Origin of the sequence: Sphingosinicella sp. BN140058 (genome assembly GCF_004135585.1) — a bacterium.
Taxonomy (GTDB): Bacteria; Pseudomonadota; Alphaproteobacteria; order Sphingomonadales; family Sphingomonadaceae; genus Allosphingosinicella.
The window spans coordinates 5,536,694-5,561,629 of record NZ_CP035501.1; the positions used below are offsets into that span (position 1 = coordinate 5,536,694).

17 protein-coding genes are annotated in these 24,936 nt (G+C 65.3%); 7 read left to right on the top strand and 10 right to left on the bottom strand.

Features of this window, described 5'->3' with window-relative positions; genetic code table 11:
* The first annotated feature begins 27 nt into the window (after nucleotides 1–27).
* Complete coding sequence (locus ETR14_RS25150; RefSeq protein ID WP_129390587.1) at nucleotides 28–1,482, top strand: AMP nucleosidase; 1,455 nt, start codon at nucleotides 28–30, stop codon at nucleotides 1,480–1,482.
* Between the two features lie 123 nt (nucleotides 1,483–1,605).
* Here ETR14_RS25150 and ETR14_RS25155 read toward each other — a convergent pair whose 3' ends face one another.
* Complete coding sequence (locus ETR14_RS25155; RefSeq protein ID WP_129390590.1) at nucleotides 1,606–3,348, bottom strand: bifunctional UDP-sugar hydrolase/5'-nucleotidase; 1,743 nt, start codon at nucleotides 3,346–3,348, stop codon at nucleotides 1,606–1,608.
* A 92-nt stretch (nucleotides 3,349–3,440) separates the two neighbouring features.
* Here ETR14_RS25155 and ETR14_RS25160 point away from each other — a divergent pair, with 92 nt between their 5' ends.
* On the top strand, nucleotides 3,441–3,890 hold the full coding sequence (locus tag ETR14_RS25160; protein WP_165356611.1) for a cytidine deaminase: 450 nt from the start codon (nucleotides 3,441–3,443) through the stop codon (nucleotides 3,888–3,890).
* A 37-nt stretch (nucleotides 3,891–3,927) separates the two neighbouring features.
* On the opposite strand, the gene ETR14_RS25165 is transcribed toward ETR14_RS25160, so the two are convergent.
* The 4 genes from ETR14_RS25165 to ETR14_RS25180 are packed head-to-tail and all read right to left on the bottom strand — an operon-like array spanning nucleotide 3,928 to nucleotide 7,743.
* Complete coding sequence (locus ETR14_RS25165; RefSeq protein ID WP_129390596.1) at nucleotides 3,928–4,872, bottom strand: isopenicillin N synthase family oxygenase; 945 nt, start codon at nucleotides 4,870–4,872, stop codon at nucleotides 3,928–3,930.
* Nucleotides 4,873–4,911: 39 nt separating this feature from the next.
* The gene (locus ETR14_RS25170; protein ID WP_129390599.1) at nucleotides 4,912–6,168 is read right to left on the bottom strand and encodes a NupC/NupG family nucleoside CNT transporter; all 1,257 of its coding nucleotides are present in this window, start codon (nucleotides 6,166–6,168) and stop codon (nucleotides 4,912–4,914) included.
* A 25-nt stretch (nucleotides 6,169–6,193) separates the two neighbouring features.
* Nucleotides 6,194–6,763 carry a TIGR00730 family Rossman fold protein gene (locus ETR14_RS25175; protein WP_129390602.1) on the bottom strand — a complete coding sequence of 190 codons (570 nt, stop codon included), beginning with the start codon at nucleotides 6,761–6,763 and terminating at the stop codon, nucleotides 6,194–6,196.
* On the bottom strand, nucleotides 6,760–7,743 hold the full coding sequence (locus tag ETR14_RS25180) for an adenosine kinase (RefSeq protein ID WP_243455682.1): 984 nt from the start codon (nucleotides 7,741–7,743) through the stop codon (nucleotides 6,760–6,762). Before ETR14_RS25180 ends, ETR14_RS25175 begins: the two co-directional genes overlap by 4 nt.
* Before the next feature lie 76 nt (nucleotides 7,744–7,819).
* Here ETR14_RS25180 and ETR14_RS25185 point away from each other — a divergent pair, with 76 nt between their 5' ends.
* Both ETR14_RS25185 and ETR14_RS25190 read left to right on the top strand, forming a co-directional pair.
* Nucleotides 7,820–8,473, top strand: coding sequence for a queuosine precursor transporter (locus ETR14_RS25185; RefSeq protein ID WP_129390605.1), 654 nt, complete (start codon nucleotides 7,820–7,822; stop codon nucleotides 8,471–8,473).
* A 194-nt stretch (nucleotides 8,474–8,667) separates the two neighbouring features.
* Nucleotides 8,668–11,223: a TonB-dependent receptor gene (locus tag ETR14_RS25190; RefSeq protein ID WP_129390608.1), complete on the top strand. Its 2,556-nt coding sequence runs from the start codon at nucleotides 8,668–8,670 to the stop codon at nucleotides 11,221–11,223.
* Between the two features lie 67 nt (nucleotides 11,224–11,290).
* Here ETR14_RS25190 and ETR14_RS25195 read toward each other — a convergent pair whose 3' ends face one another.
* The 4 genes from ETR14_RS25195 to ETR14_RS25210 all read right to left on the bottom strand — a co-directional run bounded on the left by ETR14_RS25195 (nucleotide 11,291) and on the right by ETR14_RS25210 (nucleotide 17,738).
* Nucleotides 11,291–11,656: a DUF6491 family protein gene (locus ETR14_RS25195; RefSeq protein WP_129390610.1), complete on the bottom strand. Its 366-nt coding sequence runs from the start codon at nucleotides 11,654–11,656 to the stop codon at nucleotides 11,291–11,293.
* A 58-nt stretch (nucleotides 11,657–11,714) separates the two neighbouring features.
* Entirely contained in the window at nucleotides 11,715–13,247 is a 1,533-nt protein-coding gene (locus tag ETR14_RS25200; RefSeq protein ID WP_129390613.1) for an MFS transporter, read from the bottom strand.
* Between the two features lie 17 nt (nucleotides 13,248–13,264).
* Entirely contained in the window at nucleotides 13,265–14,785 is a 1,521-nt protein-coding gene (locus ETR14_RS25205; RefSeq protein WP_129390616.1) for a tryptophan halogenase family protein, read from the bottom strand.
* 67 nt (nucleotides 14,786–14,852) lie between these two features.
* The gene (locus ETR14_RS25210) at nucleotides 14,853–17,738 is read right to left on the bottom strand and encodes a TonB-dependent receptor (RefSeq protein WP_129390619.1); all 2,886 of its coding nucleotides are present in this window, start codon (nucleotides 17,736–17,738) and stop codon (nucleotides 14,853–14,855) included.
* Between the two features lie 398 nt (nucleotides 17,739–18,136).
* Here ETR14_RS25210 and ETR14_RS29455 point away from each other — a divergent pair, with 398 nt between their 5' ends.
* Both ETR14_RS29455 and ETR14_RS25220 read left to right on the top strand, forming a co-directional pair.
* The gene (locus tag ETR14_RS29455; protein ID WP_243455958.1) at nucleotides 18,137–19,981 is read left to right on the top strand and encodes an alpha-amylase family glycosyl hydrolase; all 1,845 of its coding nucleotides are present in this window, start codon (nucleotides 18,137–18,139) and stop codon (nucleotides 19,979–19,981) included.
* A gap of 4 nt (nucleotides 19,982–19,985) precedes the next feature.
* Nucleotides 19,986–21,602: an alpha-amylase family glycosyl hydrolase gene (locus tag ETR14_RS25220; protein ID WP_371416843.1), complete on the top strand. Its 1,617-nt coding sequence runs from the start codon at nucleotides 19,986–19,988 to the stop codon at nucleotides 21,600–21,602.
* A 29-nt stretch (nucleotides 21,603–21,631) separates the two neighbouring features.
* On the opposite strand, the gene ETR14_RS25225 is transcribed toward ETR14_RS25220, so the two are convergent.
* On the bottom strand, nucleotides 21,632–22,648 hold the full coding sequence (locus ETR14_RS25225) for a LacI family DNA-binding transcriptional regulator (protein WP_129390627.1): 1,017 nt from the start codon (nucleotides 22,646–22,648) through the stop codon (nucleotides 21,632–21,634).
* Between the two features lie 89 nt (nucleotides 22,649–22,737).
* On the opposite strand from ETR14_RS25225, the gene ETR14_RS25230 reads away from it, so the two are divergent.
* Nucleotides 22,738–24,759, top strand: a complete 2,022-nt coding sequence (locus ETR14_RS25230) for a glycoside hydrolase family 97 protein (RefSeq protein ID WP_129390630.1) — start codon at nucleotides 22,738–22,740, stop codon at nucleotides 24,757–24,759.
* Nucleotides 24,760–24,936: the final 177 nt, after the last annotated feature.

Consider the following 24,936-nt stretch of genomic DNA (forward strand, 5'->3'; position numbering starts at 1 on the left):
GCAGGAAGCGGCAGGACAGTGAAGGACATGACTCGTACCGAAGACATCCCCGGCATCATTGCCGCGCTGATCGAGACCTACGACAATTCGGTCTCATGTCTGCGCACCGCGCTCGCCCGCTATCTCAAGACCGGCGAAAAGCCGGATCGCGCCGCCCGCGCCGACGGCGTCTTCGCCTATCCAGAACTGCGCATCGACTACCGGTTCGACAGCCTGCCCAAGTTCCCGGGGCGGGCGTTCGGGCGCCTCAATCAGCCCGGCCTCTACGCGATCAGCATCGCGCGGCCGCACCTGTTCCGCAAATACCTGGCCGAGCAGCTCAATTATCTGATCCGCGACTATGATGTCGACGTCAGCGTCGGCCGGTCGGCGAGCGAGATCCCCTACCCCTACGTGCTCGACGGGACTGACGACCTGCGGCTGGACGGCGCCCACGCCGCCGATCTCGGCCGCTGGTTCCCGACCACCGAGCTTGCCAATATCGGCGACGAGATCGCGGACGGCGCCTGGGATCATGCCGTCCACGTCGCGCGCCCGCTGGCGCTGTTCGACGGCCCGCGGGTCGACTTCAGCCTGGCGCGGCTCCGGCACTATACCGGCACCGCGTCTGAGCACACCCAGCGCTATCTGCTGTTCACCAACTACGTCCGCTATGTCGACGAGTTCGTGCGCTGGGCGATCGAGGAACTGCGCCGTGAGGACAGTCCCTACGAAGCACTGTCGGTGCCCGGCGGCGTGCTGATCACGCGCGACACCGAGGGCGCGGAAGCGAAGGTCGCGGCCGGGGCATGGCGCAAATATCAGATGCCGGCCTATCATTTGATCGCTCCGGAGGGCCGCGGCATCACCCTCGTCAACATCGGCGTCGGCCCGTCCAATGCCAAGACGATCTGCGATCATCTCGCCGTCATGCGACCCGAGGCGTGGCTGATGATCGGCCATTGCGGCGGCCTGCGCCCAAGCCAGACCATCGGCGACTACGTCCTCGCCCATGCCTATCTGCGCGACGACCATGTCATGGACGACGTCCTGCCGATCGAAATCCCGATCCCGCCGATCGCCGAGATCCAGCAGGCGCTCTACGATGCCGCGGCTGAGGTCACCGGCGAGGAACCGGGCGAATTGAAGCAGCGCCTGCGCACCGGCACCGTGGTGACCACCGACGATCGCAATTGGGAGCTGCGCTACACCCAGTCCGCATTGCGCTTCAATCAGTCGCGCGCCGTCGCGATCGACATGGAATCGGCGACCGTCGCCGCGCAGGGCTACCGCTTCCGCGTGCCTTACGGCACCCTGCTCTGCGTGTCCGACAAGCCGCTCCACGGCGAAATCAAGCTGCCAGGCCAGGCCAACGCCTTTTACGAGCGCGCGATCAGCCAGCATCTGCGGATCGGCATCGAGACGTTGCGCATCTTGAAGCGCGAGGGCGCCAAGCTCCACTCGCGCAAGCTCAGGAGCTTCGACGAACCCCCGTTCCGTTGATCCATCAGAGCTAAGAACCGTTCGGGCTGAGCCTGTCGAAGCCCTTCTTTTCCTTGGAAAGAAAGCGGAAGGAAAGGGCTTCGACAAGCTCAGCCCGAACGGAATGTCCCGGTGCGGAGACGCTCAGCGCCGCGTGATCCGGTCCGTTGCAGGCGGGGTCAGCACAGCCTGCTTGCCCAAATAAGCAACCAGCGCGTCGACGTCGCTGATGCCGCCGACCACGTCGGTGCCGTCGCGAAAGGCGGTGAAATTGTCGCCGCCGCTGGCGAGGAAATTGCTCATCGCGACTCGGTAGACGCGCTCGTCGTCTAGTGACGTGCCGTTCACCCGCACGTCGAGGATGCGCTGGCCGGCGGGCCGCTTCAGATCGTAAGCGTAGTGCAGCGTCGAAGAAGGGTTCAGGAAGTTGGGGCTCTCGAGGCTGTTGGATCCGCTGTCGAACTGTTGCTCGAGGATGGCGCGGATCTGTCGGCCGGTGAAGCTCTTGACCATCAAGGTGTTGCCGAACGGCTGCACCGTGAACACCTGTCCGTAGGTGATCGTCCCGTCCGCGGCGGGCACCAGATCCGCGCGGACGCCGCCCATGTTCATGAACGCGATTTCGGCGCCGCCGGCTTCGGGCGCGCGGGTCGCGGCGAGCTGGGCATCGGCGATGAGATTGCCGAGCACCTGCTCGCCCCATTCCGTCGTGGTGCGCAGGGCCGGGGCGCTGAGGCGCCCGACCCGCTCGGCGGCCACCGGCGCGGCGGCGGCGGCATAGCGGGCGACGAGCGCCGCCACGGCCGGCTCGGCGGCAAAGCGCGGGTACAGATCGGTGAGCGGGATCGCCCCCTTGGCGCCGGTGAAGGCTTCTCCCTGAACGATGATATTGTCGGCGCGCTTCGACACCACCCGATGCGCCGCCGGATCGATGACGAGGTCGAGATCGGTGATCAGGGTGCCGGCGACACCGGCGCTGGTCAGCAGAAAAGGACGCGCCGGATTGATCCTGCCGTAGTCGCAGACATAGGCATTGTGGGTGTGCCCGGACACGACCACGTCGACGGCCGGATCGAGCCGGTCGAGGATCGGCAGGATCTCGCCCGACAAGCCCGCGCAGCTCTTGTCGTTGAAGCCGACCTTGGTGGCCCCGCCCTGGTGGATGAGGATCACGATCGCATCGGCCCCCTCCCGCTTGAGCTTGGGGATCAGCGCGTTGGCGGCATCGGCTTCGTCGCCGAAACTGAGGCCCGCGACTCCGGCCGGCGTGACCAGCGACGGCGCTTCCCTGAGCGTCAGGCCGATGAACCCGACTTTCGCGCGGCCGAAGCTCTTGATCCCGTAGGGCTGCACCAGCGTCCCGCCGCCGGCGGTGCGGGTGTTGGCTGAGAGCAGACGGAATTTGGCGCCGGCAAAGGGTTCGAGCCGGCACGGCTGCCGCACCGTGTTCTTGGCGCAGCCGCCGTTCTGGATGCGCAGGATCTCGGCCGAACCCTTGTCGAATTCGTGGTTGCCGAGCGCGTTGAAATCGACCTTCATCATGTTCAGCGCCGCGATCGTCGGCTCGTCGAGGAACAAAGCGGAGACCAGCGGCGAAGCCCCGATCAGGTCGCCTGCCGCGACCACGGCATGGTTCGGGTTGCGCGACCTGAGCTCGGCAATCGCGGCCGCGAAATAAGCGGCGCCGCCGGCGGGCACCTGAACCTTGGCGCCGGATGTCGCCCCGGGCGCCTCGATCGAGCGCTTGGGCGGCTCGAGGTTGCCGTGGAAATCGTTGAACGCGACGATCTTCACCGTCACCGGTTCGGCGCGCTTCTCCGTCAGCTGGCCGGCGCAGGCCGACAGCGACAGCACCGACGCTGCTGCCAGCGCGTATCCGATCCGCATCTTCGAGTCCCTCGCTTGCCCTGCTTGCGCGGCTGAGTGGCACGCAGCGCGGCCGCTGTCATCAGCCGGCGCAACCCTCTATGACAGCCGACATGAACAGCATCCCCGATCCTCTCGTCGAACGCGCCCGTGCCGCCGCGCTCGGTGCCTACGCCCCTTATTCCCGCTTCAGCGTCGGCTGCGCGATCGAGTCGACCGATGGCGAGATCGCGGTCGGCGCCAACATGGAGAATGCCTGTTACCGGCTCGGCGTCTGCGCGGAGCTCGCCGCGTTGACGGCGGCCCAGCAGGCGTTCGGCCTTGCACGCATTGCCCGGATCGCGGTGGCGGGCGGCGACGGCAGCGGCGAGTCGCTCGCCGGAAACGCGGTGGTGACGCCGTGCGGCGGCTGCCGGCAGGCGATCCTGGAAGCGGCGCACGTCGCCGGCCGCGATCTCGAGATCGTCTCGGCCAACGGCGCGGGTACCGAGCTCGAGACGCGGCGCATTTCCGAACTGATCCCGCAGGGCTTCGGCCCCGCCAATCTGAGCGACGCCGCCTGAACACCGCCTCGCTGCCGCGCGGCAGCGAGGAACGGGATCACACCAACTTGATCTCGCGCAGCCGCTGCAGCAGGAAATCGTGCGCGGTGATCGGCTCGGGATAGAGGTTGGGCCTTTCCTCCGAAATGCAGTTCGGCAGGGTCTCGATCAGGAAATCCGGCCGGAAGTGCAGAAAGAAGGGCATCGAGTAGCGCGAATTGCCACGCCGCTCCGGCGGCGGGTTGACCACCCGGTGCGAGGTCGATTTCAGCACATTGTTGGTCAGCCGCTGCAGCATGTCGCCGATATTGACGACGAGTTCGCCTTCCTTCGGCGACACCGGCAGCCACTGGCCATCGCGATCGAGCAATTGCAGACCCGCTTCCTGGGCGCCGAGCAGCAAAGTGATCGTGTTGATGTCCTCGTGCGCGCCGGCGCGGACGCCCGGCGCCTCGGGCGAGACCGGCGGGTAGTGAAGCAGGCGCAGCACCGAATTGCCGTCCTCGACCGTGTTCTCGAACCAGTCCGGCGCGAGCCCCAGGTGGCGGGCGATCGCTTCGAGGATGCGGAGGCCCGCCGTGTCGAAGGCGGCGAACAGTTCGAGGAAGGTCTCGCGGAACTCGGCGACCTCCTTGGGCCAGACGTTCGGCGCCATGACGTCGCCGAAGCGATGCCCTTGCGGAAGCTCGCGGCCAACGTGCCAGAATTCCTTGAGGTCGTGCTCGGTCGCGCCCTTGGCGGTCTCGATCCCGAACGGCGTGTAGCCGCGGGCGCCGCCGCCGCCGGCCTTGTGATAGCTGCGCTTCACCTCTTCGGGGAGCGCGAAGAAGGCCCTGGCCTTGTCCTCGGCGCGGGCGATGAGATCGGCGGGAATGCCGTGATCGGCGATGATCGCGAAGCCGTAGCGCTCGAACGACTCGCCGAGCTCCTGGGCGAAGCCCTCGGGATCGGTGCGCGAGGCATTGAGCGAGACGGAGGCGATGGACTTGGCGGATGTGCTCATGGCCGCCGCTCTATCGCCAAATGCCGTTCGTCGAAAGACTTAGCCGAGCAAAAGCCCCGCCAGAGCGGCGCTCATCAGATTGGCGAGCGAGCCGGCGATCAGCGCCTTGATGCCGAGCCGTGCGATCACCGGGCGCTGGTTGGGGGCAAGGCTGCCGGTCACCGCCATCTGAATCGCGATCGAGCTGAAATTGGCAAAGCCGCAGAGCGCGAAGGTAACGATCGCCCGGGTGCGCTCCGACAGCTGCGCCATCTTCCCGAGATCGATGAAGGCGACGAATTCGTTCAGCACCAGCTTGGTGCCGAACAGGCCGCCGGCCGCCTGCGCTTCGGTCCAAGGAACCCCGATCAGGTACATGATCGGCGCAAACACCTGGCCGATCAGGAACTGGAAGCTGAGCCCCGGATAGCCGAACCACGCGCCGACCCCGCCAAGCAGCCCGTTCGCGAGTGCGACCAGGGCGACGAAGGCGAGCACCATCGCACCGACGGCGACCGCGAGGCGGACGCCGGTCTGCGCGCCCTGCGATGCGGCCATGATGACATTGGCCGGGCGCTCGCCTTCTTCGAAGGTTTCGATCTCGACCTTGCCCTCGGCAGGCGTGTCGCCGAGCGGGAGCTCGGCTTCCCGGGCCGGCTCGTCCGGCATCATGATCTTGGCCATCAGGATTCCGCCCGGTGCGGACATGAAGGCCGCCGCGAGCAGATAGGGCAAGGAACTCGGCCCGAGCAGGGCGGCATAGGCCGCGAGGATGGTGCCGGCGACCCCGGCCATGCCGACCGTCATCACGGTGAAGAGCTGCGGCGGCGTCAGTGCCGCGAGGTAGGGGCGGATGACGAGCGGCGCTTCGCTCTGGCCGACGAAGATGTTGGCCGCGCCGCAGAGCGACTCGACACGGCTGACGCCCGTCACCCAGCCGATCGCGCCGCCGACCCAGCGCACCACCCGCTGCATCACGCCGAGATAGTAAAGGATCGAGACCAGGGCCGCGAAGAAGATGATCACCGGCAGCGCCTGGATCGCAAAATTCTGACCGAGCGGATCCGCAGCGAGGTTGCCGAACAGGAAGCTGGTGCCCGCGCCGGCATAGCCGAGAAGATTGGAAACGCCGTGCGACATGCCCTGGATGCCGGCCTTGCCCCACGACGTATAGAGCACCAGCACCGCGATGCCCGCCTGCAGCGCGAAGGCTGCGCCGACGATGCGCAACCGGATCGCCCGCCGATTGGACGAGAGCAGGACGGCCAGGCCGAGGATGAGCGCCATCCCCGCCAGCCCCATCAGAATCCGGTTCATATGCCCCTCGCCCCTTCTTCGGCCCTTACCAGACCATCTTTCTTTCGGACGCCGTCATCGCGCTGTCCAGCAGATCGATGGACTCGCCGATGCTTTCGCCGATCAGCAACTGGGCGCGGCGCCCGGCCGACATGAAGCCGTTCGCGGTCACCTGGTCGAGAAAGCCGATCATTCCATCCCAGAAGCCGTTGACGTTGAGCAGGGCGAACGGCTTGGCGTGATAGCCGAGCGCATTCCAGGTCCAAGCTTCGAACAGCTCGTCGAACGTGCCGATGCCGCCGGGCAAGGCGACGAAAGCGTCGGTTAGCTCGGTCATCTTCGCCTTGCGCTCGTGCATCGACGAGACCGTATGGAGTTCGGTCACGCCCTGATGCGCCACCTCGAGATCGGTCAGCGCCTGCGGGATGACGCCATAGACCTTGCCGCCGCCGGCGAGCACCGCGTCGGCGACCACGCCCATCAGACCAAGCTTGCCGCCGCCATAGACGAGATCGATGCCGCGGCGGACCATTTCCTCGCCGAGCGCGCGCGCGGTGTCGGCAAAGGCCGGGTCGGTACCCATGCTGGAGCCGCAATAGACGGCGAGTCGTTTCATTGCATCAAAGCCTTGAGATCGGCTTCGGGACGAGCCCCGAAGTGAGAGATGATTTCCGCCGCGGCGAGCGCGCCCATGCGGAGGCAGCGGTCGAGCGGCTGGTGCCGGGCCTGTCCGGCGAGAAAACCGGCCGCGAACAGATCGCCGGCGCCGGTGGTATCGACCACTTTCTCGACACGTGCCGCCGGAACCATGATGCGGCGACCATTCTCCACCGCGACTGCACCCTTTTCGCTGCAAGTGCAGACGATCAGCGGCACCTTGTCCCGGATCGAGACGAGCGCCGCATCGAAATCGCTGATCCCGGCCAGCGCTTTCACTTCGGATTCGTTGGCGAACAGCATGTCGATCGCACCGGCGGCGATCAGATCGAGGAAACTGTCGCGGCGCTTGGCGATGCAGGCGATGTCGGACAAGGTGAAGGCGACCTTGCGGCCGGCCTGATGGGCGATCTCGATGGCACGCTCCATGGCGGCGCGCGGCGTATCGGGAACCCACAGATAGGCTTCGAGGTAGAGGATCGCGGCGTCGCGTATCTGCTGCGGATCGAGCGCATCGACACTGAGGGAATGCGATGCGCCGGCGAAGGTGTTCATCGTCCGCTGGCCGTCTGGCGTGACCAGGATCAGGCAGCGACCGGTCGGCACCGCGCTCTGGCGGGCGGGGGTGGTGAACTCCACGCCGAGCGCGCGGATGTCGTGGGCGAAGATTTCGCCGAGCTGATCGCTGGCGACCTGGCCGACGAAGCCGACCCGGCCGCCGAGCGCGGCGACCCCGGCCATCGTGTTGGCGGCGGAGCCCCCACTGGTTTCGCGCGCCTGTCCCATCAGGCCATAGAGACGAGTCGCCTCCGCGGCGTCGATGAGCCGCATCGATCCCTTTGGGAGCTTCTCCTCCGTCAGGAAATCATCTTCGGTGGTGGCGATGACGTCCACGATCGCGTCGCCGATCGCAAGCACGTCCAGTCTGCTGTCTGTCACGCGCGCCTGATGGCCCGAAGTGTGCGGAACGGAAAGCTCTTTTTGCGGCGATGCAAAGCGGTTACGCATCGCGCCCATGGCCAACACCCCTGCCCCCGGCATCCCGCGCTCGCTGTTCATCTTCACCGTCCTCTACGGCGGCATGGTCTGCATTGCGGGCGTTCTCGGTTCGAAACAGGTGGCGCTGGGGCCGCTCGCGGTCGAAGCCGGCATCTTCCCCTTCCTGCTGCTCGTCGTGCTCAGCAGCACCGTCTCCGAACTGCACGGCGCCGAAACCGCCAACCGGCTCGTCCGCTTCGGCTTCATCCCGCTCGTCACCGCAATCCTGCTGATCTGGCTGGTCATCCAGCTTCCGACCGACGCGGGCATGTACGAGCCGGCCAAGGAGGCCTTCCCGATCGTCCTCGGGCAGAGCTGGCGCCTGATGGGCGCGGGCATCCTGGCCTATGGCGTATCGCAATTCCTCAACGTCGCCATCTTTTCGCGACTCCAGAGCTCGGCCAGGGGCTCGGGTCTGTGGCTTGCCGGCCGTGCCGCCATCGCCAGCGCGATCTCTCAAATCGTCGACACCCTGATCTTCATCACAGTCTCCTTTTACGGCGTTCGCCCGATCGGCGATCTGATCCTCGGCCAGGCCTTGGCCAAGGTGGTGCTAAGTGTTGTACTTGTGCCACTGTTGATCACTCTTTTGGTGACTCTCGGCCGCCGTCTGGACGCCCGCGTCGCGTGACATTAAGGGCCCGCGCAAGGTTCCTTCAGGTGTAGAAACGTTTAGCGTTCCAGCGGCTTAGTGCAGCAGGAACGCCACACATTGTCACAGAAGCGCAACCTAGCGGGGTTAGGCGATTCGCCGGCATCGCTGTGGTGCAACAGGATCACACTCACTCGGGACGGCCGCCTGGCCGTGGTAGGGGAAGCAATTCAATGAACAAGTTCACGCTGCTCTGCGCGTCCACCGCGCTCATGATGCCGGCCATGGCGTTCGCGCAGTCGACCGGCTCGCAGGAGGTCGAGGAAGAAGCGATCGTCGTTTCCGGCTCGCGACTGTCCAATGGAGTGGGCGGTGTCGTCGTTCCGGACGTGCCGAAGACCCGTTCGATCCTGACGCAGGAGATCATCAGCCGCCAAACCGCGGGACAGTCGATCCTGCAGACGATCAACCTGATCCCAGGCGTGAACTACACCAACACCGATCCTTACGGCTCGTCGGGCGGCAACCTCCGCATCCGCGGCTTTCCGGGCAACCGTATCGCTCTGCTGTGGGACGGCCTGCCGCTCAACGACACCGGCAATTATGCGATCTTCGGCAACCAGCAGATGGATCCGGAAGTCATCGATCAGGTCTCCGTCAACCTCGGTACCACCGACGTCGATAGCCCGACTCCGTCTGCCGCCGGCGGCGTCGTTTCCTATCGCTCGCTGTTGCCCACCGAAGAATTCGGTGCCGAGCTGACCGGTTCGGTCGGCGACTTCAACTACTTCCGGACCTCGGGCATCATCAACACGGGCAATTTCGGCCCGTTCGACACCCGCGCCTGGTTCCAGGCTTCGGACCAGGAATATGACAAGTTCCGCGGCCCGGGCAAACTCCACAAGACCCAGTTTAACGCCCGCATCTACCAGCCGCTCGGCAGCAACGGCGACTTCTTCTCGATTGCCGGCCACTTCAATCGCAACCGCAACAACAGCTACAATAGCGGCACCGCGGCCGATTACGCAGCCAATCGCAATTTCGATAACATCGACACCTGCGTCCGGGCCGGGCCGATCGCCGGCGTCGCCGACAATGACGGCGCGGGCACCGCGACGAACAACAGCACCCCGGCAAGCTGCACCAATTACTACAATCTGCGCGTCAATCCGTCGAACACCGGCAACATCCGTGGATCGCTACGCGTGACCCTGGCCGACGGCCTGATCCTCACCGCGGATCCCGGCTACCAGCGCACGCTCGCCAACGGCGGCGGCACCAGCACCTTCGCCGAAAATTCGTCGCAGCTTCGCGGCACCTCGACGGCGAGCGGCGTCGACCTGAACGGCGATGGCGACACGCTCGACACGGTTCGTGTCTACCAGCCGAGCAACACCCGCACCAACCGCTACACCTTCCTGACCTCGCTGATTTGGGAAGCGACCGACCAGCATCGCTTCCGTCTCGCCTACACCTACGATCGCGGCGAGCACCGCCAGACCGGCGAGTTCGGCCGCGTCTGGATGAATGGCGATCCGATCAGCGTGTTCGGCGGCAAGTATAACGAGCAGGCGCGCATCGTCTCTGCCGACGGCAAGACCCTGCAGAACCGCGACCGCTTCTCCGTCGCCCAGCTGCAGCAGATTTCCGGCGAATATTTCGGCAAGTTCCTCGAGGACAAGCTGACGGTGACCGCCGGTGTGCGCGCGCCGTTCTTCCGCCGCGAGCTCAACCAGAATTGCTACACCGTCATCCTCACCGGCAATCCGCTCTGCACCTCGGAAGTGATCCCTTCGTCGCGGATCATCGCCCCCGGCACGCCGCGGCCGACCGGCGGTTTCGCCGCCAACGCGCTGTTCGCGCCGTTCGAGCGTACCGTGAAGTACGATCCGATCCTGCCGTCGGCGGGCATCTCGTTCGACATCAGCCCCGCCGCCAGCGTTTATGCCAGCTACGGCAAGAACTTCTCGTCGCCGTCGACAGACAATCTCTATCGCAGCGTCGATCTCGACGTCACGCCGGAGAAGACGCAGAATTACGAGCTTGGCCTGCGCTACCGCTCCCCCAAGCTGCAGGCGCAGGTCGCCGGCTATTGGGTGAATTACCAGGATCGTATCGTCAGCGCCGCGGACGTCGATCAGACCAGCCCCACCTTCAACCAGACGCTGGACCGCAACGTCGGCGATGCACGTGCCTACGGCTTCGACGCCCAGGCCTCCTATCGTCCGATCCCGGAACTGCTACTCTACGCTTACGGATCGTACATCGATTCCAAGCTGAAGGAGGACATCCTCGGCACGGCGGTCGCGACCGCCGCAGCGAACTCGCCGTGCCCGGCGGGTACGCCGGTCGGCCAGATCTGCTCGATCGTTGCGGTCAACACCAAGGGTGCCGAGTTCGTCGAAACGCCGAAGCTCAGCTTCGGCGGCCGCGCCCAGGCCGATATCGGCCCGGTCTCGATCGGCGCGCAGTTCAAGTGGGTCAGCAAGCGCTACACCACCGACGATAACGGCCGCGCCTATCAGGCGGGCTCCACCGCCGGAACGATTCCGATCCTCGACGAGCGTGGACGGACCCCGTCCTACACGACCGTCGATCTCGACGGGCAGATCGATCTCGGTGACCTCGGCTTCGCCCTGGATCGTACGCGTCTGCGCTTCAGCGTGATCAACGTGTTCGACAAGTTCTACTTCGGCAACATCTCGACGCAGACCAACGGCGTTGCGGCCACCCGCTTCGCAGTCGGTTCGCCGCGCACCTTCCAGGCAACCCTGGCAATCGGCTTCTAAGGTCGCAGATCAGCCAAAGACGGAGAGGGCCTCGCAGCAATGCTGCGGGGCCCTTCTTTTTGTGAATTCAGGCGCCCGCCGGCTTCTTTCTCGGCGGCGGCGCATCGATCCGAACGATGCTCGAAACCGGACAGCGTTCGCCTTCGGCGATGATGGTCGAATTGCGGTCGAGCTCGCCCAGCGGAGAGGTTTCGAAGCCGAGCCCTCTCGCGTCGTCCAGACGCGCGCAGCGCCCCGTCAACTGGACGCGGTACCATTTTCCCAGGAACGAGCGGATGAAGACCAGGTCTTCGCCCCCTGCCCGCCACTCCAGCACGCCGCGCCCTGCAACCGCGGGGATGGTGGTCTCTCCAGCAGGAGCGGCGGCGGGCCGGCCGACGCCTGCACAGCCGGCAAGCGCGATTGCCGCGCCAAGGCAGAGGATGGTTTTCATCTTTTCACTCCCGTTTGCCCGCGCAACGCGCGGGTCCGGGCTTCGCTCCGACGAGAACCTAGCCGCTTTCGGCCTCTCCCGGCACCTTGACCCACAGCATGGCGACGGCGGCCAGCGCCAGCACGCCGGCGGCGAAGGCCATCGTCCAGATCGGCTCGCCCGGGAAGAAGCGCTTCATGATCGATCCCATCACCGTCGCCACCAGCAATTGCGGCACGACGACGAAGACGTTGAACAGGCCCATGTAGATGCCGAGCTTCCTTTGCGGCAGGCTGGAGGCAAGGATGGCGTAGGGCATTGCGAGGATCGAGGCCCAGGCGATGCCGATGCCGATCTCGCTCAGCAGCAGCCATTGCGGCTCGGAGACGAAGAAGAAGCTGGCATAGCCGACGGCGCCGCAGAGCAGCCCGATCATGTGGGTGCGGGCCTTGCCGAGCCGTGCCGAAAGGAATGGCAGCAGGGTGAGCGCCGCGATCGCGGCCACGCCATTGTAGGTCGCGAACAGCACGTCAACCCAATTGGCGCCTTGCTGGTACAGCGCGCTCGCCGCATCGGGCGCGCCGTAGAAGTCGTGGGCGACCACCGGCGTGGTGTTGATCCACATGATGAACAAGGCCGACCAACTGAAGAACTGGACCAGCGCCAATCGCTTCATCAACGACGGCATTCCGGAGAAATCGCCGACGATGCTGCTCAGCATGTTGGTGTCGCGGCCGCCGCGGGCGAGCGCGACCGCCGCCCCACTCGCAACGCCGTAGGCGATCAGGAGCGCCCCGAGCAGATAAACTTCCTTCTCGAGCGCGAGCGCCTCGACCGCGAACAGCACGATCGCGCCCGCACAGATCCAAAGGGCGGCGGAGACGAAGCTCCGGTCGGCCAGCCGCCGAGCCGCCATATCCGTACTCTCCGCAACCCCGCCGTCAAAGGCGGCCATCTCCTCAGGGCTATATTCCCGAGTCGTCAGCACCGTCCAAAGCACCGACAGGAACAGGGCCGCGCCGCCGAACCAGAAGGCGACCTTCACCGTATCGGGAATTTGCCCGGGCGCCGCGACGTTGGAAACGCCGGCATGCTCGAGCAGCCAGGGAAAGATCGAGCCGAACACCGCGCCGGTGCCGATAAAGGCCGTCTGCACGGCGTAGCCGGCGCTGTGCTGATCCTTGCGCAGCATGTCGCCGACGAAGGCGCGAAACGGCTCCATCGAGACGTTGAGCGACGCATCGAGCACCCACAGCATCACCGCCGCGAACAGCAGGACGGGCGCAAGCGGCATCAGCAGCAACGCCAGCGCGGCCATGATTGCGCCGGCGAGGAAATAGGGTCGCCGCCGTCCGAAGCGGCCGAGCCAGGTGCGATCGCTCATGTGGCCGATGATCGGCTGCACCAGCAAACCGGTCAGCGGCGCCGCCACCCACAAAGCGGGCAAGTTGTCGATCTCGGTGCCCAGCGTCTGAAAGATGCGGCTCATGTTCGCATTCTGGAGCGCGAAGCCGATCTGGATTCCGAAGAAGCCGAACGAGATGTTCCACAGCCCGCGCCAGTCGAGACGCGGCTTGGCCCGCACGGCATCGTCCGGCGCGGCGATCGTCATGGCGTCGTTTCCTTCATTCATGCGGCAGCCCGGGCTGCGCAGTGCGCCGCGATGAAGCCGGCATGGGTGGGCATCTGCGCAACCTCGCGCGCGATCAGCTTCTCGATCAGGTCGAGATATTCGGCGAGGCCCGCACGAGACGGCACGTCGGCCAGCGGATGGTTGCCGGCGGGCACCAGTCCCTGGCCGGCGAAGACCTGCAGCCACGCCACCTCGGTGAACAGCTCATCCTGCTCCCGCACGATGTGGCCGTCCGCCTCCCACAGTGCGATCCGATCGGCAAGCGCTTCCGGCACTGTTGCGGCGCGCCGCTCCTGCCAGAAAAGCTCGTTTCGGGCATTCGCACGATAATGAAGGATCAGGAAATCACGGATCCGCGCATATTCGAAGTCGCTTTCGCGGTTGAAGCGGTCGCGTTGCGCCTGAGTTGGACGATCGCCCGGCAACAGCTTGAGAAGGCGCGAAATCGCCGTCTGGATGAGATGGATGCTGGTCGATTCCAACGGCTCCAGGAAGCCCGCGGAGAGCCCGACGGCGATCACGTTGGCCTTCCACATCTCCTTGCGCTTGCCGGTGGTGAAGCGAAGCGGACGCGGGTCGCCGAGCGGTTCGGAATCGAGGTTGGCCAGCAGCCGGCTGGCGGCTTCGTCGTCGGACAGATGCCCGCTCGCATAGACGATGCCGTTGCCGGTGCGGTGCTGCAGCGGAATGCGCCATTGCCAGCCGGCGCCGTGGGCGGTTGCGCGCGTGTAGGGGGTGAAGGCATCGGTTCGGCCGCTCGGCACCGCCATCGCACGGTCGCACGGCAGCCAGTGCGACCAGTCCTCGAACTCGGATCCAAGGGTCCGCGCGATCAGCAGGCCGCCAAATCCGGTACAATCGATGAACATGTCCCCGCGGATCGATTGTCCATCCGCCAGGATCAGGGCCGACACGTCGCCCGACTGCGCATCGCGTTCGACCTGCGCGATCCGCCCCTGGGTGCGCACCACGCCGCGTTCCTCGGCGAAGCGGCGCAGGAAGGCGGCGTAGAGACCGGCATCGAACTGGAAGGCGTAGGGCATGTCGGGGAGCATCGCGGCGGTGCGCGCCGGCCCGCGCTGCATCCGTTCGCCGAGCGCCGCCATGTTGTTGAGCGAATAACAAGCGAGATCACGGGCGACGCCCTCGCGCCTGCCGCGAAGCCAGCTGTGATGGAACGGAGCGAGCCCCGAATCCCGGCCGATGTCGCCAAAGGCGTGCATGTAGCGATGGCCGGGCCGCAGCCACCCGACGAATTCGATCGCGAGCTTGAAGGTCGCCTGCGTCGCTCGGACGAAGCTGTCCTCGTCGATGCCGAGCGCCTGGTTGAACACGCGGATCTGCGGGATCGTCGACTCGCCGACGCCGATCGTGCCGATCTCGTCGGATTCAACGAGGCGGATGCGCATGGCCTTGCCGAGAAAACGCCCGAGCGCCGCGGCCGTCATCCATCCTGCGGTGCCGCCGCCGGCGATGACGATGGTACGCGGATCGGCGCGCCCGCTGTCCGGCTCCATTCCCGGCCCCCTCTCCTGCTCTTGAGAAACGGCCCGGCGCGCCCAGGGGCCGCCGGGCCGGCTCCGATCAGAACTTGTAGGTCACGCCGAGATAGTAGTCACGGCCGTAGCGCTGATAGTCGCGGACAAGCCGGGAATCGCCCTGCTCGTAGGTCGTGAACGGTTCGTCGGTGATGTTCTTGGCCTGCGCGAGAATGGCGAGCCCCTTCAAAGGTCCTTCCTGGAATTCGTAGCCGATCTGCGCGTCGAGGATGCCCTCGGCGCTGCCTTGGCGGAATTCCGGATTGGCGGAGAGGCCGGCAATCTCGGCGACGAATTTCGAACGGTAGCGATAGACCGCCCGCGCCTGGAAGCCGCCCTTCTCGAAATAGGCCGTGGCGGTGCCTACCCATTTCGACTGGCCCGGAAGCGTGATCGAGTTGTTGCCGGCATATTCGATCTTGCTGTCGACATAGGCGCCGCTTGCGAACACCCCGAAACCGTCGAGGCTTTCGGAGAGGTTGGCGAAGGGCAGCGACAATGTTGCTTCGATGCCCTTCACCGTGCCCTTGCCGGTGTTCGCCGGGGCAGCGACGAGGCCGAACTGCGCGTTCTGGCTGCGCACGATCGCCTGCTGTTCCGGAGTGAGCGCGCTCAGCAGCGCGGAGAAATCGTAGAGGTAGTTGTTGTTGGGATCGACGAAGTCGTCGAGCCACTTGTAATAGCCGGCGATCGCGACGTAGCCGCCCTTGCGGAAATATTTTTCGATCGACAGATCGAGGTTGCTCGAATGATAGGGCCGCAGTGCGATGTTGCCGCCGGTGGAGCTGAACGGGCTGTTCTGGGGCAGGCTGCCGCGGCCGATATCGGCGATGTCGATCGACACGTCCTGGTTGATGCGCAGCTGATCGAGACGGGCCCGGACCATCGCCTGATAGGCACCGAACTTGACGAGGAAGCCGTCGAACGGCTCGAGCGACAAATTCAGACTCGGCAGCACATTGGTATAGCTCTCGCTGCCAGAGACCGGCGCGATGGTGACGACGCCGTTGACGAGGCTGGCGATCTGGCCCGACGAGCTCTGCTTGGTGTGGATGAGCTGAACGCCGAAGGAACCGCGCAGCGGTGCGCCGGCGAGCTCGGCATCGAGATTGACCTTGCCGTAGGCGGTATAGACGTTCTCGGTGACGACGTTGTCGCGCACCAGCGAGCCCGGGCGGTTGTCGAACACGGCGTTGAACACGTTGTCGTAGAGATACATCGGATCGAGCGTCAGCATCGCCGGCACGCCGAGATAATCGAGCGACACCGTTTTATCGAGCAGAGCCTCGCTCGGAACGGGCATCGAGGTCGGGGTTCCGCTCGCCACCGTGCAATTGGTGCCGCCGCCCGGCGGGCACAGGAAGAAGGACGTATAGTTGCTCGTCTTGCGGCGCCGGCTGTAATTGCCGCCCAATTCCCAGCTCGACAGGCCCTGCGCATCGAATTCGCCGATGAACGCGGCGCGCAGCGATTTGAGATCGTCCTCGAAATCCGGACGGTTGAGGAAGCCGGCCTGCACCGCAGCCTGGGTGCCGTTGAAGCCCCAGCCGCGCGGATCGGTGATCTTCACCACGCCGGTGTCCGAATAATCGAGCGTCGGCACGATATCGAAGGTGCCGTTCGGATTGGCCGTGATGCGGACCGTGTCCTTGGCGCCGGAGAGATTGTAGCCGGTGCCCGAATAGGTCTCGAGAAGGAAGTCGGTGCGTTCCGCATGCGACCAGCTCGCATCGACGTTGAACCGTACCTTGTCGGCGATCCTGAGATCGCCATTCCAGCCGAGCGAGAAATTGTCGGCCTTGCGGCGGTTGAGATCGTTGCGCTGCACCGCCACCACGTTGCCGAGCGTAGCCCCGGTGACGAGCCCGTCCTCGATAGTGACGTTGCTGACCGTGTTGCCCGAGCCCCAGGTCGGCGCGATCGGGAATTCGATGCCGCGCAGCCGCTGCGTTTCCTTGAAGTTCGAGTAGAGCGCATCGAAGGTGGTGTGGAAACTGTCGCTCGGCTCCCATTCGATCGTCGCGACCGCGCCGTACCGGGTCAGCATGTTCGACTGCACGTAGGGCTTGGCGCCGCCGAGCAGCAGCGCGCCGCCAACCGCCGGATCGTTGGGGAACCCCCAGCTGTTATAGCGCTCGTTCTGCGACGGCGTGTCCTGCGCGGACAGGCCGATCGCGATCCCGAGCGTGTCGCCGGCGAATTTGTGCACCAGGGTCGCGGCGGCACGATAGCCGTAGCGGCTGCCGTCCGGGTTCAGCGCCTTCTGATCGTTCATCTGGCCACGCAGCGAGACGACGATCGTATCGTCCTTCTGGTCGAGCGGCCGCAGCATGCGAAGATCGACCGTGCCCGAGATGCCCGCTGCGATCAGCGACGCGTCGGCGGACTTGTAGACGTTGACGTTGCGGAAGAATTCCGCGGGATATTGATCATATTCGACGCCGCGGTTGTCGCCGACGGTTACCTGCTCGCGGCCGTTGAGCAAAGTCGTCGAGAAATCCGGGCCTAGGCCGCGGATCGACAGGCGCTGGTCGCGGCCTTCCAGGCGCTGGGCGGTGACGCCCGGCAGGCGGGCGAGCGAATCGGCGATCGAAACGTCGGGAAGCTTGCCGATATCCTCCGAAGAGACGGAGTCGACGATCAAGGCCGAGTTGCGTTTGATCTGGGCCGACGATGCAAGCGAGGCACGAATGCCCGTGACAAGGATCTCCTCGTCGCCCCCGGCAGGAGCAGCAGCAGACTCGGATTCCGCAGGCGTGCCCTGGTCCGTCGCCTGCGGCTCCGTGCTGGTCGGCGCCTCCGCACCCCCGTCGGCTTCGGTCGTGCCCGGCGCGACTTGGGCGAATGCCGGCGCACCGCCACCGAGAACCAGCGCGAACAAGGCAACGCTGCCGAGCAACGCGCGGCGGCCTGTGGTCGAAAGGTGGGTCATTCGGGTCCTCCCAGTTCTTCGGCCGCCGAATGCCCCCATTCGAGTCGGCCCTGTGCATCCGAGCAGGCGCGCACCTTCAAGAGGCGCACCTGCCGCTCTCCTGCGCCATCCAGCCACAGCCGCATGGCACATGCCGCGATTCCCTCGCGGTCTGCTTCGTCTTCGCAAATTTATGCAAACAAGCGCGCAGAGTTGCAAGCACGAATTTCATCATCCTGCCGCCTTCGGCACCGGATTTACATTGTTAACGCTCACATTGGCTTCGTTGAATGCGCCTGAAGCCACGTCCAACTGGTGGGTTGACCGGCGCTTCGAACCAATGCAAATTATTGCAAGTTTCGGACGAGAAGCGCTGACATGAATGCATGCGGCGTCCAGTGGGAGGTGAGATGCCGGTCATGAACGGAAAAGGCAGCATGATCGTCGGCGCGACTCGAGCGCTCGCCGGGGCCGCCTTGCTCGCGAGCACTGCCGCTGCCGCTGCCCCTGCCCCTGCCCCTGCCTATCGCGATCGCACCCCGGAACAGGATCTCATCTATTTCGTCCTGCCGGACCGATTCGAGAACGGCGATACCGGCAACGATCACGGCGGCATTGCCGGCGGACGACTGGAACACGGCTTCGATCCCGCCGCGAAGGGCTTCTACCATGGCGGCGATCTCAAGGGTTTGACGGCACGGCTCGACTATATCGCGGGGCTGGGCGCGACCGCGATCTGGCTCGGCCCGATCTACAAGAACAAGCCGGTTCAGGGCGGCCCAGGCCAGGAATCGGCGGGCTATCATGGCTATTGGATCACCGACTTCACCCAGGTCGACCCGCATTTCGGCACAGCTGCCGAGCTCAAGACCTTCGTCGCTGCCGCGCATGCCCGCGGGATCAAGGTGTATCTGGATATCATCACCAACCACACGGCGGACGTGATCAAATATCGCGAATGCCCGAAGAACGACTGCGCCTATCGCGGCCTCGGCGATTATCCGCACAGCCGCCGGGGCGGGATCACCGGGGCCCCCATCAATGACGGCTTCGCGGGGATCGACAAACCGCAGCAACGCTTCGACAATTTCGAACAGCTGACCCGGCCCGATTTCGCCTACACGCCCTATGTTCCCAAGAACGAGGTGCGGGTGAAAGTCCCGGCCTGGCTGAACGACCCGATCTACTATCACAACCGCGGCGACTCCACGTTCCGTGGCGAGAGCTCGCAACTCGGAGATTTTTCCGGGCTCGACGATCTGTTCACCGAGAACCCACGCGTGGTGAACGGCTTCATCGAGATCTTCGGCCGCTGGATCGACGATTTCGGCATCGACGGTTTCCGGATCGACACGGCCCGCCACGTCAATTCCGAGTTCTGGCAGGCTTTCGTTCCCGCGATGATCGAGCGGGCGAGAGCGCGCGGCATTCCCAATTTCCACATCTTCGGCGAGGTGTTCGATCCCGATCCCGGCATGCTTGCCCGCTTCACGAAGGTGGACCGCTACCCGGCCGTGCTCGATTTCGCCTTTCAGGCCACGGTGACCGACGTCATCGCCAAGGGCGGGCCGACCGAGCGGCTCGCCCGTCTGTTCCAGATGGATTCGCTGTACGAGGGCGGCGCCGCCGCGGCGATGCGGCTACCGACCTTCCTCGGCAATCACGACATGGGGCGTTTCGCGCATTTCGTCCGCGTGGCGAACCCGCAGGCTTCGGAAGACGAGGTCCTGAAGAGGGTCGTGCTTGGCCATGCCATGCTGCTGTTCGCGCGCGGCGTTCCGACCATTTATTATGGCGACGAGCAGGGCTTCGTCGGCGACGGCGGCGATCAGGATGCCCGTGAGGACATGTTTCCCAGCCGGGTGGCGAGCTACAACGACAACCGCCTGGTCGGCTCCGCGGCGACGACGGCAATGTCCAATTTCGATCCGAAGGCGCCGCTTTACGAGGCGATTGCCGCCATGGCGGCACTCCGCCGGGCGGAGCCGGCGCTGAGCCGCGGCGAGCAGATCGTCCGCCTCTCCAGCGATGGCCCCGGCCTGTTCGCTTTCTCACGCCGCGCCCCGTCGGGCGGCGGCGAGATCCTGGTCGTCCTCAACACCAGTTCGGCGTCGGTCGCCGGGAACGTCCCCGTCGACCCCGCCACCCGCGCATGGCAGCCGCTGCACGGCCGCTGCGCCTCCGCTGCAAGCGCGCCCGGAAGCTACCCGGTCGAGCTCGCACCTCTCGATTTCATCGTCTGCAAGGCTGCTTCCATTGACTGAGACCATCCTCGAACGCGGCGACGCGTCGATTGCCCCGCATTCCGCGCCGGACGCGTCCGAATGGTGGCGGGGCGCCGTGATCTACCAGATCTACCCGCGTAGCTTCGCCGACTCGAACGGTGATGGTGTCGGCGATCTGCCCGGGGTGACCGCACGCCTCGATCATGTCGCTTCGCTCGGTGCCGATGCCATCTGGTTGTCGCCCTTCTTCACCTCGCCGATGAAGGATTTCGGCTACGACATCGCCGATTACCGCGCGGTCGATCCAATTTTCGGGACGCTCGAAGATTTCGACCGGCTGCTCGCGCGGGCGCACGGGCTCGGGCTCAAGGTGGTGATCGATCAGGTCTATTCGCACACCTCCGACCAGCATGCATGGTTTCAGGAAAGCCGCCAGAGCCGCGACAATCCGAAAGCCGATTGGTACGTCTGGGCCGACGCGAAGCCCGACGGGTCTCCCCCGAACAACTGGCAATCGGTGTTCCACGGCCCGTGCTGGACGTGGGACGCACGGCGCGGCCAATATTATCTGCACAATTTTCTAAGCAGCCAGCCCAACCTCCATGTCCACAATCTTGAGGTTCAGGAGGCCTTGCTCGCAACCGCGAAATTCTGGCTGGATCGCGGGGTCGACGGCTTCCGTCTCGACGCGATCAACTTCTCGATGCACGATCCGGCGCTTCGCGACAATCCGCCGGTCGCCGACGGGCTTGGCCGCAAGACGCGCCCGTTCGACTATCAGCACCATTTCTACAATCAGTCGCACCCCGACGTTCCCAAATTCCTGGAGAAGTTGCGGCGGCTGATCGACTCCTACGGCGGCCGGTTCACCGTCGCCGAAGTCGGCGGCGAACAGGCCGATCGCGAGATGAAGGAGTTCACCCGCGGGCCCAACCGGCTGAACAGCGCCTACGGCTTCAACTTCCTCTACGCACAGGATCTGACCGCCGCGCTCATCCACGATTCCATGGCGTTGTGGCCGGGCGCCCAGGGCGAAGGCTGGCCAAGCTGGGCCTTTTCCAACCACGATGCGCCGCGCGTAGTCTCCCGCTGGCTCGGCGCGCGCGACCCCGGCGCATTCGCCCGCCAGGCGATGCTGCTGCTGATGTGCCTGCGCGGCAACGTCTTCCTTTATCAGGGGGAGGAATTGGGACTTCCGCAGGCGGAGGTTCCGTTCGAGCAGCTCCAGGATCCCGAAGCCATCGCCAACTGGCCCGAGACACAGGGCCGCGACGGCGCCCGCACGCCGATGCCATGGTCGGCCGAAGCGCCCCATGCAGGCTTCTCGACCGCCGAGCCCTGGCTGCCCGTCGATTCACGCCATCTGCCGCTGGCCGTCGATCGGCAGGAGCGCGATCCAACGTCTATGTTAGCGCTGACCCGCAGGCTCATCGCCCTGCGCAAGCACCAGCCGGCACTGCGCACGGGGACGATCCGGCCGGTCGACGCCCCTGCCCCCTTGCTCGCGTTCGAGCGTGGTGAAGGCAGCGCCCTTTTGCTCTGCGTGTTCAATCTCGGAGAGCAGGCGTCGGATTGGCCGCTTCCGGCCGGCTGGCAGGTGATCGAGGAGGTCGGCCACCCTCTCGCGCCTTTGTCCGGTCTGATCGCCTGTCGCGCGTGACGTCCGGGCGGCCAGAGCCGGCCCCCGGGTCAGCCGCCGCAGCTTTCGCGGACGATCAGTTCGGTTGCCAGCCGTTCCGATCGCATGTCGCCGGTCGCCTTCGTATCGAGCAATTTCGAAACGAGCAGGCGTCCGGCGCGCGCCGTGTCCTGGTTGATCGTGGTCAGCGCCGGCCGGCTATAGCGGGCGAATGGCACGTCGTCATAGCCGATCACCGACACCTGGCTGGGGACGTCGATGCCGGCGTGGAGCAGCGCCCGGATGGCGCCGAGCGCGATCAGATCGCTGGCGGCGACGATGCCGTCGAACGCGATGCCGCGGGCCAGCAGGGCGTCGACCGATGCTTCCGAGGATTCGACCGTGAAATGCGCCGGCACCAGCAGAGCAGGATCGTGGCTGATGCCAGACTGCTCCAGACCCTCGAGATAGCCGCGAACGCGCTGCTGAACCTCGGGAGCCTCGGTGTCGCCGAGAAAGACGATGTTCTTGCGGCCGAGCCGGGCAAGATGCAGCGTCGCCCGGCGGCCGCCGTTCAGATTGTCGGAGCCGACCGAGCAATAGGCTTGATCGGGCAGCTGCGCGCCCCAGACCACGAACCGGGTGTCGCTGCTCTGCGCCAGCAGATTGAGCGCCGGATGCAGCGAACTCTGGCCGAGGAAGATCACGCCATCGGCCCGGCTGGTTGTCATCGCCGCCGAAAGATCGTCGAAGCTGGTGGGTGCGAAATGGCTGACGATCAGGTCGCAGCCGCGGTCGCGCGCCGAATCGCTGATCCCGGCGAACAATTCGAGGAAGAAGGGATCGTCGAGCTGCCCTTCGCGGCCCTGCGGCCGCGGAACCACCAGCGCGATCGTGCCGGAGGCGCCGATCGGGCCTGCCGGCATGTAGCGCCTAAATGGGTAATCATGCTCGCGTGCGAGCTTCCAGATCAGCTGCTTGGTGCGATCGTTGACGGCCGGATGATCGTTGAGCGCCCGCGACGCCGTCGAAATCGAAACGCCCGCCAGCGCCGCGATGTCCTCCAAACGAGTGGAACCGCGGCTCACGCTGCAAACTTTGCTGCAAAACTTGCCATGTGCCGAATAGGACAGCGAACGGTGTTTTTAGCAAGCGCTTTTCAAAAGAGGATGAAGGGATGAGGATGCTGATCGCCCTGCTTGCGGCGCTGATCGCAATGCCGGCTCTTGCCGCGCCAGAAACGGTGTCGTCGCCGACGGGCGTGTTGTCTGTCTCGGTCGACGTCAATGCCGAGGGCCGGCCGGAATACAGCGTCTCCCGGCTTGGCCGTCTCGTCATTGCGCCGTCGCGGCTCGGCTTCCTGCTCACCGACGCGCCCAAGTTGGAGCGCAATTTCACTATCCAGGCTGCAAGCCGGCGCAGCACGGACGAACAATGGGAGCAGCCCTGGGGCGAGCGCCGCTTCGTCCGGAACCGTTACAACGAGTTGCGCGTGCAGCTGGCCGAGCGCGTCGCCCCGGGTCGCCGGCTCGACGTCGTCTTCCGGGTCTATGACGACGGCATCGGCTTCCGGTACGAATTTCCCGATCAATCCTCCCTCGCGCAGGTGAACGTCGCCGAGGAGCTCACCGAGTTCGCCGTCTCCGGTCCTGCGACGGCATGGTGGATTCCCGCCTTTCAGTGGAACCGTGAAGAGTATCTCTACAACAAGACTTCGATCGGCGAAGTCGGCGTCGCCCAGACGCCGATGACGGTCCGCACCGCCGACGGGCTGCACATTGCGTTCCACGAGGCGGCCCTCGTCGACTATTCCGGCATGAACCTGCAGAACGAAGGCGGCGGCCGCTTTCGCGCCGTTCTGACACCGTCGTCACAAGGCGCCAAGGTTCGTCGATCGGCGCCTTTCGCGACGCCATGGCGCACGATGCAGATCGCCGACAGCGCCGCTGGATTGGTGATGAACGACCTCATCCTCAATCTGAACGAGCCGAACAAGCTTGGCGACGTGAGCTGGGTCAAGCCGTTCAAATATATCGGGGTCTGGTGGGAGATGCATCTCGACAAATCGACATGGGGTCCGGGGCCCAGGCACGGCGCGAACACGGCCAACGTGAAACGCTATATCGATTTCGCCGCCCGGCATGGCTTTCGCGGCGTGCTCGTCGAAGGCTGGAACCAGGGCTGGAACGACGCTTGGTTTGCCAGCGGGAAGGATTTCAGCTTCACCCGGGCCTATCCCGATTTCGACATCGAGGAACTCGCCCGCTACGCTCGAGTGAAGGGCGTGCGGCTGATCGGCCATCATGAAACCGCCGGCAACATCGCCGTCTACGAGCCGCAGCTGGAGGCGGCGCTCGACCTCTATCAAAGGCTCGGCATCGATGCGGTGAAGACCGGCTATGTCGCCGACATGGGCGGCATCCAGGCTCGTGGCGACGACGGCCGGGTTCACCATGAGTGGCATGAGGGACAGGTCATGGCGCGCCACCACCTCAAGGTCGTCACCGAAGCCGCCGAGCGCCACATCGCGGTCAACGCCCACGAGCCGATCAAGGATACCGGCCTGCGCCGCACCTATCCGAACTGGGTGGCTCGTGAGGGAGCCCGCGGCATGGAGTTCAACGCCTGGGGCCAGCCGCCCAATCCTCCCGAGCATGAGGCGAACCTCGTCTTCACCCGCATGCTCGCCGGGCCGATGGACTTCACGCCGGGTGTGATCAGCCTCGAAGGCAAGGATCAGAAGATCCAGTCGACGGTCGCGAAGCAGCTGGCGCTCTACGTCGTCCTATACTCGCCGATCCAGATGGCGGCCGATCTCCCGGAAAACTACGATGCCAATCCCGGGCCGTTCCAGTTCATCAAGGACGTCCCCACCGACTGGTCGGAAACACGAGTGCTGAACGGCGAGGTCGGCGATTTCGTCACCATTGCGCGCAAGGACCGCGCCGGCGAGAATTGGTATCTCGGCGCGATCACCGACGAGAATGGCCGCGCGTTCGATCTGCCGCTCTCCTTTCTGACCCCGAGCCGCAGCTATCGCGCGCAGATCTATCGCGACGGCCCTACCGCCGATTATCGCACCAACGGCAAGGACATCGTCGTCGAAGAACGCATAGTGACTTCGGCGGACGTCCTGCACCTACAACTCGCGCCAGGCGGCGGCCAGGCGATCCGTTTCGTCGCCTCCAGCAAACGGTAACCGGTGGCAGGGGCGGCCATTTCCCGCGCTGCGGGAGAAATTGTATCCAATCCGGCTCGACGGGGCTGGACAGGCGTGCGGGAGAAAGTAAGCCCCGTTTTCCACGGGCGGGGATGTTCGTTCCCTGCGCGCCCCGTCTTCGAAGAGGATACGAGCCACGGTGCCCAAGAGTCCCGC